Source organism: Oceanisphaera avium (genome assembly GCF_002157875.1).
Classification (GTDB): domain Bacteria; phylum Pseudomonadota; class Gammaproteobacteria; order Enterobacterales; family Aeromonadaceae; genus Oceanimonas; species Oceanimonas avium.
This window is the reverse complement of record NZ_CP021376.1, coordinates 1,128,310-1,141,645: the sequence shown is the minus strand read 5'-3', so window position 1 is coordinate 1,141,645 and position 13,336 is coordinate 1,128,310. Positions and strand designations below refer to the sequence as shown.

12 protein-coding genes are annotated in these 13,336 nt (G+C 47.6%); 7 read left to right on the top strand and 5 right to left on the bottom strand.

Translation table 11 applies throughout. The features are described from left to right. Positions 1-27 precede the first annotated feature (27 nt). Positions 28-2,283 carry an ATP-dependent Clp protease ATP-binding subunit ClpA gene (clpA, locus tag CBP12_RS05225; protein ID WP_086963496.1) on the top strand — a complete coding sequence of 752 codons (2,256 nt, stop codon included), beginning with the start codon at positions 28-30 and terminating at the stop codon, positions 2,281-2,283. Positions 2,284-2,452: 169 nt separating this feature from the next. Here clpA and infA read toward each other — a convergent pair whose 3' ends face one another. The 4 genes from infA to CBP12_RS05205 all read right to left on the bottom strand — a co-directional run bounded on the left by infA (position 2,453) and on the right by CBP12_RS05205 (position 4,329). Further along, positions 2,453-2,671: a translation initiation factor IF-1 gene (infA, locus tag CBP12_RS05220; RefSeq protein WP_007419779.1), complete on the bottom strand. Its 219-nt coding sequence runs from the start codon at positions 2,669-2,671 to the stop codon at positions 2,453-2,455. Positions 2,672-2,747: 76 nt separating this feature from the next. Beyond that, positions 2,748-3,452, bottom strand: coding sequence for an arginyltransferase (locus tag CBP12_RS05215; RefSeq protein ID WP_086963495.1), 705 nt, complete (start codon positions 3,450-3,452; stop codon positions 2,748-2,750). Next, a complete protein-coding gene (gene aat / locus CBP12_RS05210) occupies positions 3,449-4,147 on the bottom strand; it encodes a leucyl/phenylalanyl-tRNA--protein transferase (RefSeq protein ID WP_086963494.1) in 699 nt (232 codons plus the stop codon). The genes CBP12_RS05215 and aat overlap by 4 nt, the downstream gene beginning before the upstream one ends. An 8-nt stretch (positions 4,148-4,155) precedes the next feature. Next, a complete protein-coding gene (locus CBP12_RS05205) occupies positions 4,156-4,329 on the bottom strand; it encodes a ribbon-helix-helix domain-containing protein (RefSeq protein ID WP_086963493.1) in 174 nt (57 codons plus the stop codon). A 135-nt stretch (positions 4,330-4,464) separates the two neighbouring features. Here CBP12_RS05205 and dauA point away from each other — a divergent pair, with 135 nt between their 5' ends. After that, positions 4,465-6,201 carry a C4-dicarboxylic acid transporter DauA gene (gene dauA / locus CBP12_RS05200; RefSeq protein ID WP_086963492.1) on the top strand — a complete coding sequence of 579 codons (1,737 nt, stop codon included), beginning with the start codon at positions 4,465-4,467 and terminating at the stop codon, positions 6,199-6,201. Positions 6,202-6,257: 56 nt separating this feature from the next. Here dauA and trxB read toward each other — a convergent pair whose 3' ends face one another. Then, on the bottom strand, positions 6,258-7,211 hold the full coding sequence (trxB, locus tag CBP12_RS05195; protein ID WP_086963491.1) for a thioredoxin-disulfide reductase: 954 nt from the start codon (positions 7,209-7,211) through the stop codon (positions 6,258-6,260). 617 nt (positions 7,212-7,828) lie between these two features. Here trxB and lrp point away from each other — a divergent pair. From lrp to CBP12_RS05175, 5 genes are all read left to right on the top strand, one after another. Next, the gene (gene lrp / locus CBP12_RS05190) at positions 7,829-8,344 is read left to right on the top strand and encodes a leucine-responsive transcriptional regulator Lrp (RefSeq protein WP_456093783.1); all 516 of its coding nucleotides are present in this window, start codon (positions 7,829-7,831) and stop codon (positions 8,342-8,344) included. Between the two features lie 171 nt (positions 8,345-8,515). Beyond that, entirely contained in the window at positions 8,516-9,082 is a 567-nt protein-coding gene (locus CBP12_RS13700; RefSeq protein ID WP_232455154.1) for a DNA translocase FtsK 4TM domain-containing protein, read from the top strand. Beyond that, positions 9,043-11,166, top strand: coding sequence for a DNA translocase FtsK (locus CBP12_RS13695; protein WP_269765822.1), 2,124 nt, complete (start codon positions 9,043-9,045; stop codon positions 11,164-11,166). Before CBP12_RS13700 ends, CBP12_RS13695 begins: the two co-directional genes overlap by 40 nt. Further along, the gene (gene lolA / locus CBP12_RS05180; protein ID WP_086963490.1) at positions 11,167-11,775 is read left to right on the top strand and encodes an outer membrane lipoprotein chaperone LolA; all 609 of its coding nucleotides are present in this window, start codon (positions 11,167-11,169) and stop codon (positions 11,773-11,775) included. Positions 11,776-11,950: 175 nt separating this feature from the next. After that, positions 11,951-13,279: a replication-associated recombination protein A gene (locus CBP12_RS05175; RefSeq protein ID WP_086963489.1), complete on the top strand. Its 1,329-nt coding sequence runs from the start codon at positions 11,951-11,953 to the stop codon at positions 13,277-13,279. Positions 13,280-13,336 lie beyond the last annotated feature (57 nt).

Genomic DNA, 13,336 nt, shown 5'->3' with positions numbered 1-13,336 from the left:
ACACCGATGTTTTAAGGGGAGGTGCCTATGTTGAACAAAGATCTTGAGAGCACGTTAAACGATGCCTTTAATGAAGCGCGCCGTGCTCGCCACGAGTTCATGACGGTGGAGCACCTGCTACTCGCGTTGTTGAATAATCCCGCAGCTAAAGAAGCGCTAATTGCCTGTGGCGCCGAATTAGATGCGTTGCGCCGTGAAATTCAGCTTTTTATTGAGCAAACGACACCACTACTACCCAGTGGTGACACTGAGATTGAAACCCAGCCTACATTAGGGTTTCAACGAGTCTTACAGCGCGCCGTATTTCACGTACAGTCTTCGGGGAATGCCGAAGTCACGGGTGCGAATGTATTAGTGGCCATTTTTAGTGAGCAAGAATCCCAAGCCGCTTATTTGCTGAAAAAAATTCAAATTAGTCGCTTGGATGTCGTTAACTTCTTGTCTCATGGGGTGCGTAAAGACCAACAAGCTGATGAAAATAGTGCCGCCTCCCAAGATGAAAGTGCTGAGGAGGCGGGCAGCAATCAAGCTGAAGGCTTTGTTAATAATCTAAATCATTGGGTGAAAGAGGGGCGCATTGATCCCTTAATTGGCCGTGAGCATGAAGTGGATCGCGCGATTCAAGTATTATGTCGACGGCGCAAAAATAACCCGCTGCTAGTCGGCGAAGCGGGGGTGGGTAAAACGGCCATTGCCGAGGGCTTGGCATATCGTATTGTAAAGGGCGATGTGCCAGAAGTGATGGCCGATAATATTATCTACTCGCTCGATATGGGCGCCTTATTAGCGGGCACTAAGTATCGCGGTGATTTTGAAAAACGCTTTAAAGCCTTGTTAAGACAATTTGAAAAGCAAAAAGGCGCTATTTTATTTATTGATGAGATACACACCATTATTGGAGCCGGTGCTGCCTCGGGCGGTCAATTAGACGCGGCTAACTTATTAAAACCTATGCTCTCCAGCGGGCAAATTCGTTGCATGGGCTCCACTACATATCAAGAATACAGCCAAATTTTTGAGAAAGACCGAGCGCTGGCCAGACGTTTTCAAAAAATAGATATCCCTGAGCCTTCTGTGGAAGAAACCACAAAAATCTTAATGGGGTTAAAGAGTCGTTATGAGGCGCATCATGATGTGCGCTATACCCATCCGGCCATTAAAGCGGCGGCTGAGTTATCTGCTAAATACATTAACGACCGCCACTTACCGGATAAAGCGATTGATGTTATCGATGAAGCGGGCGCACGAATTCGTATGTTGCCGCCTTCTAAGCGTAAAAAAACCATCAGTGTGGGCGATATTGAAGCCATAGTGGCTAAGATTGCGCGCATTCCTGAGAAGTCAGTGTCTAACTCAGATAAAGAGGCATTGAAAACCCTTGAGACCAAGCTAAAAATGGTGGTCTTTGGCCAAGATAAAGCCATTGAAGTGTTGAGTGATTCTATTCGCTTAAGTCGCTCAGGCCTTGGCAATGAAAAGCGCCCCATCGGCTCTTTCCTTTTTGCCGGCCCCACAGGCGTAGGTAAAACAGAAGTCACTCAACAGCTAGCACGGGTGCTCGGGATAGAGTTGGTACGTTTTGATATGTCTGAGTACATGGAAGCGCATACTGTGTCGCGCTTAATAGGCGCACCGCCCGGTTATGTAGGCTTTGATCAAGGCGGGTTATTAACCGATGCCGTGATTAAGCATCCTCATGCCGTGGTGTTACTGGATGAAATTGAAAAGGCGCATTCGGATGTGTTTAATCTGTTATTACAGGTGATGGATAATGGTACGCTCACCGATAATAATGGTCGTAAAGCTGATTTTCGTAATGTGATTTTAGTGATGACCACCAACGCGGGCGTTCAAGAAACGGTACGCCAATCCATTGGTTTCCAACAACAAGATCATGCACCCGATGCCATGATTGAAATTAATCGCACTTTTGCTCCTGAGTTTCGTAACCGACTTGACCATATTATCTGGTTTAACCATTTAGATATGGCGGTAATTTATCAGGTAGTAGATAAGTTTATTGTTGAGCTGCAAGCACAGTTAGATGCTAAAGGCGTGTCAATGGAAGTGAGTGAGCCGGCGCGCACTTGGTTAGCTGAGCTTGGTTATGATAAGTCAATGGGCGCTAGACCCATGGGGCGGGTGATTCAAGAACAACTGAAAAAGCCGCTGGCCAACGAGTTGCTGTTTGGCGAACTGGTCGGTGGCGGCTCGGTTAAGGTCACCTTAAAGGATAACAAACTGCATTTTGATTATCAGTCTGAAGCCTCTTTGGCTCATTAACTTCACCGTTAGCGCATAATGCCAACAGGCCCGCCACTTTTGCTAGTGGTGGGCCTTTTTATTCAAGAGGCACAGGCCTAACAGAACAGGAAGAAAGTGAGCAAGACAGCCAAAAGTTAACAGTCAGAAGTGGCTGAGCCGTTAACGTTCGAATGTCTAGGCGAACGAATTAACGAGCGCGAAAGACGATACGGCCTTTTGATAAGTCGTAAGGCGTCAGCTGCACGGTAACTTTATCGCCGGTGAGAATACGAATGTAGTTTTTACGCATCTTGCCAGAGATGTGAGCAGTTACCACGTGGCCATTTTCTAGCTCAACGCGAAACATAGTGTTCGGCAGGGTATCCAAAATGGTCCCTTGCATTTCAATACTGTCTTCTTTAGCCATTGAGTCCTCTTGTTAACGCAGGCAATAAAAGCGGCCGAAATCATGGCAGATTTCGGGCGCACTGTAAAGTTTCCGCTCAGTCTTTGATGTCGAGCCAAGTTCCGGCTCTGAGTCGCTGATGGGGTTTGAAGTGTTGTTTATAATTCATTTTGGCGCATTCATCCACTTGATATCCCAGATACAACCAAGAAAGTTGCGCCTGTTTGGCTAGGGCTAGCTGACTTAAAATAGCAAAGGTGCCCAAAGAACGATGGGCAAGGCTAGGCTCAAAAAAGGTGTATAACGCACTCATGGCATGACTTAAGCGATCGGTGACTGCCACTCCAATGAGTTGCTCTGCTAACCAAAATTCAATAAAAGAGGCGGCGTGCCATTCACTTAATAAAAAACATTCATACTGGCGCCGACTGGGCGGGAACATAGTGCCGTCCCTGTGGCGCTCGCCAATATAGGTTTGATAAAGCGAAAAATAGCCTGGCTTATCGCTTTGGCTAATTTTTATTTCTACATCGCGATTTAAACGCTGAATACGTTTTTGGCTGCGACTAGGTTTAAAATTAGCGACTGGGATGCGCAGTGACTCACAAGCTTGGCAATGTTGACAGTGAGGGCGATACAAGTCGTTGCCACTGCGGCGAAAACCCGCACTGAGCAGTTGTTCATAGCCAACACAAGTGAGTTGCTCTTTATCTAACACCACCAGTAATTGTTCTTGCTGGTGGGGCAGATAGCTGCAGTTGTGCGCCGGTGTCACGCCTACTTTAAGATTGAGGGCTTTCATAAGGTGAGCGCTCCTGCTTGCCAACAGCCCTCTAATAAGGGTTTATTTTGTAAGTGTTTTAATTGCTTTAAAAAGTGACTGCGCGGCGCGCTCTTTACCCCTAAGCTCATTAAATGAGGGTTAGCTAACTGGCAATCAATGAGTTGCCCATGATGGCGGCTAAAATGGCGACATAACGCCAGCAACGCTAATTTAGAAGCATTTGGCACCAAGTGAAACATCGACTCTCCACAAAATAGCTGTCCTAAGCTAATGCCATATAAGCCAGCGACTAATCTCTCTTCTTGCCACACCTCTATTGAGTGCGCATGACCAGCTTGATGCAGCTGGCTATAAGCGGCTTCTATTTCATGGGTGATCCAAGTGCCTTCTTGTTGTTTTCTAAGGGCACTACAATGGTGAATAACCTGTGAAAAAGCGCAATTTATGGTAAAGCGATAGGGGTTTTTCTTGGCAAGCTTGGCGAGGCTGCGACTCACATGCAACTCTGTGGGAATAAGCAGCGCTCTTGGATCCGGAGACCACCACAAATAAGGCTGGTCTTGTTCAAACCAGGGGAAAATTCCCATGCTATAAGCTAATAGCAGTCGCTCTGTACTGAGATCGCCGCCAATGGCTAACAAGCCACTGGGATCCGTTAAAGCTTGCTCGGGGTAGGGGAACCATAAGCTGTGATCCAATAATGTTAACATCATCTCTCCCGTTATGGGGCAGGGGGAGTTTGCCAGTTATTACCGACTTGTTGCTCAATATAATCGCGAATAAATTGGCGTACTTTTTGTGAAGGAGTGACATCTTCTTGGGCACATAATTTCTCAAATAACGCTTTTTTATCAGGATCAATTAATAAGGTGAGACGTGCGGTTCTTCGTTCCATTTCAGCTCCCATTATTGAGGATTGAATTGGCCTATCGGGGGCCAGTTATGTTAATCATATTATCATTGTATGAACGGTTAATGAGCATATACTTGATGCTTCCCCCTGATATTAGGGGATGATTAGGAGAACGCCATGGCTCATCGTGCCCATTTATTTTCTTTACGCCTTGGTCATGCGCTGCGTGAAAGCTGTTTTAACGAACCCTATAACCGCGCGCGGTTAATCAAAGATATATTAGCGGGCATCACGGTGGGCATTATCGCTATTCCATTAGCCATGGCATTAGCTATCGCCAGTGGGGTCGCTCCGCAATACGGTCTTTACACCGCGATTATCGGCGGCTTTCTTATTGCGTTGACTGGCGGCTCGCGCTTAAGTATTTCTGGCCCCACCGCCGCCTTCGTGGTCATCTTATACCCCATTGCTCAACAATATGGTTTAGGCGGCTTATTACTCGCCACTGTGATGTCGGGCTTAATATTAATCGGCTTGGCTTTAATCCGCTTGGGACGATTAATTGAATACATTCCGGTTGCCGTGACTCTCGGCTTTACCGGCGGCATTGGGGTGGTGATTGCCACTTTACAGTTAAAAGATTTCTTAGGCTTAACTGAATTAGTGATGCCTGCTCATTACTTAGATAAAGTCTCTGTATTAGCCCATGCCTTTCCGCAACTATATTGGCCCAGTGTCGCCATTGCGCTCTTAACTTTAATTATTATGATCACTTGGCCGCGCCTTAAGTTGGCGGTACCTGCACATTTACCTGCGGTGATTATTGCCAGCCTAGCTACTTGGCTGCTTAATGGCCAGGGGTTAGAGGTTGCGACTATTAGCAGCCAGTTTAGCTATGTTTTAAGTGATGGCAGTGTTGGACAAGGTATTCCCCCCGTGTTGCCCCAATTTACCTTGCCTTGGCTACAACCCGGCACCACAGGCGCCGAGCTCACTCTCGATTGGAGCCTGCTCCAAGCCTTATTACCCGCCGCCTTCGCGATTGCCATGTTGGGCGCCATTGAGTCGTTATTGTGTGCCGTTGTATTGGATGGCATGACAGGTAAACGCCATAGCGCAAATAGTGAATTATTAGGCCAAGGAATTGGCAATATAGTGGCGCCTTTTTTTGGTGGCATCACGGCCACGGCCGCCATTGCGCGCTCAGCGGCAAATTTCAAAGCGGGTGGCCAAACGCCAGTATCGGGCATGGTCCATGCGCTGGTGGTGTTAGGCGCTTTGGTGTTATTAGCGCCCATGCTGGCCTATGTGCCCATGCCGGCGATGGCCGCGTTATTGATGGTGGTGGCATGGAATATGAGCGAAGCACCTAAGTCTATTCGGCTATTAAAGACCGCCCCTCGTGGCGATATTTGGGTGTTTTTAACGTGTTTTTCGTTAACTATTTTATTCGATATGGTCATCGCTATCACGACCGGTATTTTAGTGGCGGCCGTACTATTTATGCGCGATATTGCCGAAATGACCCGCGTCAGTGATATTACTCATAGTGAGCGCGTTAAAGCCTGTGCTTTGCCCAATGATTGGTCGGTGTTTAAAATTAATGGCCCTTTGTTTTTTGCCGCCGCAGATCGGGTGTTCAGTGAATTAGCGGGGTTATGTCACCAGCAACAGGGTGTCATCTTGTATTTAGATGCGGTTTCTATTTTAGATGCCGGAGGGCAGGGTGCATTAACGGGTTTTATCCAGCATTGCCAGCGCCAAGGCATAAAAGTGATAGTGGCTGATTTACAATTTCAACCGCTAAAAACCTTAGCCCGAGCGGGTATGCAGCCCATTGTCGGTGAGCTTGCCTTTTATGCCACATTACAAGAGGCACTAAGCAGAGTGAGTGAAGGGCGCGCCCTCGAATAATGAAAACGGCGCCAAAGGGCGCCGTTTATACTTAAACCAGCGACACTTTTATCGCGTTAGTTAATGCCATCTAAGAAGCGCTCAGCATCTAGGGCAGCCATACAACCGGTGCCGGCAGAAGTAATAGCTTGGCGGTAGGTATGATCCATCACATCCCCCGCAGCAAAAACGCCTTCTATGCTCGTTTGAGTGGCGTTACCTTGTAAACCTGATTGCACTTTGAGATAGCCGTTTTCCATCTCTAGCTGGTCAACAAACATTTGGGTATTCGGTTGATGACCGATAGCAATAAATACCCCAGTTAACTCGAGCTGCTCTTGCTCGTCGTTTTGGGTGTTTTTTAAGCGCACTCCAGTTACGCCCATATCATCACCGAGCACTTCTTCTAGCGTACGATGAGTGTGCAAAATAATATTACCGCTATCGACCTTTTCCATTAGACGGTCAATTAATATTTTCTCTGAGCGAAATTCATCACGTCTGTGGATCAAATGCACTTCTGCTGCAATGTTAGATAAATACAAGGCTTCTTCTACGGCAGTATTGCCTCCGCCCACCACAGCCACTTTTTGATTACGATAGAAAAAGCCATCGCAAGTCGCACAAGCAGAGACGCCTCGGCCTTGAAAAGCTTCTTCTGAGGGTAAGCCTAAATATTTGGCAGAAGCGCCAGTGGCAATAATAAGCGCATCGCAGGTATAGGTAGTGCTATCGCCAGATAAGGTAAAAGGGCGCTGGCTTAAGTCCACACTATTAATATGGTCGATAAGAATTTCGGTTTCAAAGCGCTCGGCGTGAGCCTTCATGCGCTCCATTAACGCAGGTCCAGTTAATCCTTCGGCATCACCTGGCCAATTTTCTACATCGGTGGTGGTAGTTAATTGGCCACCTTGCTGGATCCCCGTCACTAACACCGGACTAAGGTTGGCGCGTGCTGCATACACGGCGGCGGTATATCCTGCAGGACCGGATCCTAAGATCAGCAGTTTGGCATGTTTTGTTTGGCTCATTGTGTCTCCAACCCAAGAAGGCAGATAAAGGTGGCACGATTGTAGGGGATAGCGGGGCGGGAATAAAGGACTACGAGGGGCAGCGACTTAGTGGAAGTCGGTAATTAAAGTGTTCAATCGTTACATCGCTAGTCGATGACTAGTATATTGCAAACTTCGTTTATAACGAATAGTTATGCAATATAGCGTTTGGTGCTAGCAGTGCTTTTAACTACGGGATTTATAAAAACACGAGCCTACAGTCATTAAATAACGAGCATCTAAAAATCTAAATGACTATTATCTTAATTATTTTAGTCGCCTATGCTGTGCTAGGTTGCTTTGGTAGCGCTTAACACTGTTGCTTTAGCTGAAGTATTAAAAATACTAATAGTGCTTAGGTTGCTATTTTAAGATGAAAACAAACGTATCTGCTACCTGCAGACCATTTGCCATGTTAAGATACTAAAAGATATGCTGTAATAGATAATCGCGTTTTTATGTACTTATCTGTTTTCTACATTGCGAGATGGTGAGCACATCCTCAGGGTGAATATTGCAAGTGCAGCGCTTGAGCCTGCTGATGTTAACCTGCCGTTTTGTGTCAGTCTGACTATTCACAGTGGAATATATCGAAAATGAGTCAAAGGATGGATGAAGTGTTAGATTTAAACAGTAGACCGGCTAAAGACCTCGATCGTATCGATCGCAATATCTTAAACGAGCTACAACAAGACGGGCGTATCTCTAACGTAGAATTATCTAAACGAGTAGGCTTAAGTCCTACTCCTTGTTTAGAGCGGGTTCGTCGCTTAGAGCGCCAAGGTTACATTGAAGGTTATACTGCGATTCTTAACCCTCAGTATCTCGATGCTTCATTACTGGTATTTGTAGAAATTACTCTGAATCGGGGCACGCCCGATGTGTTTGATGAATTTAATGACGCGGTGCAAAAACTAGAAGAGATTCAAGAATGCCATTTAGTATCTGGTGATTTTGATTACTTATTAAAAACCCGCGTTGCCGATATGTCGGCCTATCGTAAGTTGTTAGGCGAAACCCTATTGCGCTTACCTGGCGTGAATGACACCCGCACCTATGTGGTGATGGAAGAGGTTAAGCAAAGCAATCGCTTGGTAATAAATACCCGTTAAGCTGTGCTAATGGCCTTGGCTCTGGTATTTTTACCCAGTGCAAGCGTGTCATAAACTCAGAACTTGCGAGCGGCCTAGGCCGCTCGCTTGTCGTTTGAGTACCTGACGACCCAGGTTGTCGCAGACCAACCATTGAATATGTGTCATAACCTAAAAGTGAGGAGCAGGCGGTTGGCGGAGAAAAAGTTATTTACTCCTATGTCTGGTTTACAGCGTCTGTTTGAGGCCGGATTGATCACCATTATTTTAGTGGCGATCTTTATGATGTTGTCATTAATGTCCTACCACTCGTCGGATCCTGGTTGGTCACAAACCGCATGGGGAGGAGAAATCCGTAATGCTGCGGGGCCTGCTGGGGCCTGGCTGGCAGATATACTGCTATTTTCTTTTGGCTTTTCAGCTTATTTAATTCCGATTTTTATGGTGTTAGTGGGTTGGCTTACCTTATGGCGTCCTCGTGCACTCAGCGATATTTGTTACCTCACCTTAGGGCTGCGTATCATTGGTTTTTTAATGTTGCTACTCAGTATGCTCACGCTAGCCAGCATGAACTTAGGCAATATTTATTATTTTTCATCAGGCGGGTTAATTGGCGATATGCTAACGGCGGCGATGGTGCCGGTGTTTGGCACCTTAGGCACCACCTTGTTGTTATTATGCGGCTTTGCCACGGGAGTGACCTTTTTTACGGGCTGGTCTTGGTTATTAATTGTAGAGCGTTTAGGGGGGCGGTATTAAATGCCCCCGCACTGCTTAGTCATTTACCGGCACGCATTGTGCAGTGGCAAGAAAATAAGCGCCACGCTCAAACTGCACTGCCACTGGCGCCCAAAACTAAGACGGATAAAACGCCAGACCAAGCAGAGCCGCAGAGCGCTGAGAATAGCTTTGTTAGCTGGCGGCGTTTTAAAGAGCGTTTAGCACCGCAACCAGCAGCGACTGTTGATGCCGCCGATGACCCTCTGATGGCGCCGCTGCCGGCTGCGCCAAAGCGCACTTTATTACAAAAGAAAGCGCCACCGGTGCGCAAAGAGCCGGTGTTTAATGGTCATCAAGAGCCAGAGGCGGCGAGCGCTGAGGCGGAAGATGCATTGATATTTGACGACTCAGCCGCTGAGGAGCTCTTACAAAGCAGTCCTTTGACCAGTGCGCCTGTTAACACGCCTGCTTCAGCCACAGTGAGTCCGCATGTAGCACAAGTGCCAGTCTCGAATACCGAGTGGCCAGCAGAAGATGAATTTGACTTACCTTGGCTAAAAGAAGATACCCAGCCGCAGGTGGCGGCGGCTGCTGCGCCAGTTTCAAAATTACAACGCCAAGCTCTGCCGCTCCCTTCTTATGAGTTATTGGACGTGCCAAAACCCCACCAGCATACGGTGAGTGAGGCTGAGTTGGAGCGCATTGCGCGCTTAGTCGAAGCTAAGCTTGCCGATTATAATGTGCAGGCCAACGTCGTGGGTGTGTATCCGGGCCCGGTGATCACGCGTTTTGAATTAGACTTAGCGCCTGGTATTAAAGTGAGTAAAATTGCCAGCCTAGATAGAGACTTAGCTCGCTCATTATCGGCGATCAGTGTGCGAGTCGTGGAAGTCATTCCGGGTAAGCCCTATATCGGTTTAGAGCTGCCTAATACGCGCCGCGAGACCGTTTATTTACGGGAAGTGATTGACAGTGAAGCGTTTGAAGATAGTCGCCATCCGTTGACTATGGTGCTAGGCCAAGACATTGCCGGTGAGCCGGTAGTGGTGAATTTAGCCAGAATGCCCCATGTGTTAGTAGCGGGCACCACGGGCTCAGGTAAGTCGGTGGGAGTGAACGTCATGATATTGTCGATGCTCTTTAAGGCTACGCCTGAAGAAGTGCGCTTTATTATGATTGACCCCAAGATGTTGGAGCTCTCTGTGTATGAGGGCATCCCCCATCTCTTAACCGAGGTGGTCACTGACATGAAAGATGCGGCAAATGCGCTGCGCTGGTGTGTGGGTGAAATGGAGCGGCGTTATAAGCTGTTGTCGTCGGTGGGAGTTAGAAATCTACAAGGTTATAACACTAAGGTACAAGAAGCGATAGATGCGGGTGAGCCTATACGCGACCCCTTATGGGATGCCACTCAATCTATGGATACTTACCCTCCGGCATTAGAAAAGCTCCCTCATATCGTGGTGGTCATCGATGAATTTGCCGACATGATGATGATAGTGGGCAAAAAAGTAGAGGAGCTGATCGCGCGCATTGCACAAAAAGCACGAGCAGCCGGTATTCACCTAATATTGGCCACTCAGCGCCCCTCGGTCGATGTGATTACGGGCTTAATTAAAGCCAATATTCCGACGCGAATGTCATTTCAAGTGTCCAGTAAAATAGACTCGCGTACCATATTAGACCAACAAGGTGCCGAGTCGTTACTGGGCATGGGTGACATGCTGTATTTGCCAGCAGGCGATAGCACGCCAACGCGTGTGCATGGCGCTTTTGTTGATGACCATGAAGTCCATAAGGTGGTGGCTGCTTGGAAAGAGCGAGGGGAGCCCGATTATATTGAAGATATTCTAAGTGGCGAAGTGGGGCCTGAGGGCTTGCTTCCTGGTGAAGTGGCTGAAGAAGATGAAGATGCCGCCGACCCATTATTTGATGCTGCGGTAGCTTATGTCGTAGAGACGCGTCGTGGCTCTATCTCTGGGGTGCAACGTAAGTTTAAGATAGGTTATAATCGCGCCGCTCGCTTAATTGAGCGAATGGAGCAACATGGCATTGTGAGTGCAGCCATGGGCAGCGGTCAACGAGAAGTATTGGCACCTCCGCCAGTTAGGGAGCGCAATTAAATGAAAAAATTAGCGACATTAGGTATTTTATTGTGGTCGGTAAGTAGCGTCGCCTTGGCCGATGCTCGCACCGAGTTACAACAAAAATTAGCCCGTTTTGATCAGTTTTCTGCCGAATTTAGTCAGCAAGTGTTTGATGAACAAGGGCAAGCCATGCAAACGGCGAAAGGTACCATGCAACTTGCGCGCCCCGATAAATTCCGTTGGCATACGGTATCTCCCGATGAGAGCTTAATTGTTTCTAATGGTAAAAGTGTCTGGATGTATGACCCTTTTGTAGAGCAAGTTAGTATCGCGCCCCTCGAAGAAGCTATCCAGAATACGCCGTTTTTACTTATCGCCGGACGCGATGGCAAGCGCTGGCAAGATTATGAAGTGACACGCGAAGGCGCTGATTATATTGTTACCAGTAAAGATACCAGTGAATTAATTAGTCAATTTAGCCTGCGCTTTGATAGTAAAAATCGTATTGAGCGCTTTAGCGTGCTGGAGTCGGGTGGTCAGCGCAGTGACTTCACTCTACATAAAGTGAATACTCAGCCTAAGGTGAGCAATACCACTTTTACCTTTACCCCGCCCAAAGGCGTGATGGTGGATGATCAGCGCTAATCGGTCCCATTAACCCTGAGTCTAAACCGAGCCCATTCGCTCGGTTTTTTTATGACTGCACCACGGGCGTGGGTCTGGGAAGAAAATACGCCAAGTCTTAAGGGAAATTAAGCTAAGCCTTGAATAAGCTATAATGGACGCGCACGGTATTTTAGTTAATAAGTGAGTAACTGATATGAGCACCTTGAGTCTGGACTTTGAGCAAGATGACTTTCGACCTTTAGCGGCGCGCATGCGCCCGCAGCGCTTAGAGCACTATCTGGGTCAAGAGCATATCCTTGCACCGGATAAACCGCTGCGCCGGGCATTGGAAGCGGGACAGTGTCATTCCATGATTTTATGGGGGCCACCGGGAACTGGAAAAACCACCTTAGCCGAGCTTATTGGGCTTTATTGTCAGGCAGAAGTAGAGCGCGTGTCGGCCGTGACCTCAGGCGTAAAAGAAATTCGTGCTGCTATTGAGCGTGCTAAAGAGCACAAACAGGCGGGGCGGCGCACTATTTTATTTGTGGATGAAGTTCATCGCTTTAATAAATCCCAGCAAGATGCTTTTTTGCCGCATATCGAAGATGGCACTGTCACTTTTATTGGTGCGACCACCGAAAACCCCTCTTTTGAGCTTAATAATGCCTTACTTTCTCGAGCGCGGGTCTATGTATTAAAACGCTTAGAAAGTACCGCCATTGAACAGATGCTTAGCCATGCGCTCACCACCGATAATATACTCGTTGAGCGTCATTTACACTTGGCTGACGGTGTGCAAAGTGCATTGGCGAAATTAGTAGATGGCGATGGCCGCAAAGCGCTTAATTACCTTGAGCTATTATCCGATATGGCGGTGAAGGTAGAAGGGCACTATCAGATTGACTTAAGCTTATTGGCCGAGATCACCGGTGAGCGTTTAGCGCGCTTTGATAATCAAGGTGATCTGTATTATGACTTAATTTCGGCGATTCATAAGTCGATTCGCGGCTCGGATCCTAATGCCGGTTTATATTGGTATGCTCGTATGATTAGTGCGGGCTGCGATGCGCTTTATATTGCGCGCCGCTTACTGGCCATCGCCTCAGAAGATATCGGCTTAGCGGATCCCAAAGCGATGGAAGTCGCACTTACCGCATGGGATTGTTATAGCCGCGTGGGGCCAGCAGAGGGCGAGCGCGCCATTGCTCAAGCTATTATTTATTTAGCCTGTGCGCCTAAAAGCAATGCGGTTTATAGTGCTTGGAATCAAGCATTAAAAGATGCTAAAGAGCTCCCCGATTATGAAGTCCCTCTGCATTTGCGTAATGCACCGACTAAGTTATTAAAAGAGTTAGGCCATGGCCAAGCCTATCGCTACGCTCATCATGAGCCCGGTGCCTACGCCCCAGGTGCGACATATTTACCGGATGCCTTAGTCGAACGCGACTATTATCAGCCAAACGATCGGGGCTTTGAGCAAAAAATTAAAGCCAAACTGGATTATTTACACCAACTCGATAAAGCCGCCTCTAATAATTAAAGGGCGCGCTGAGAGTTGGCGCGCCCTCTGTGGGCTGGTAAACTTACGCGTTGTTTT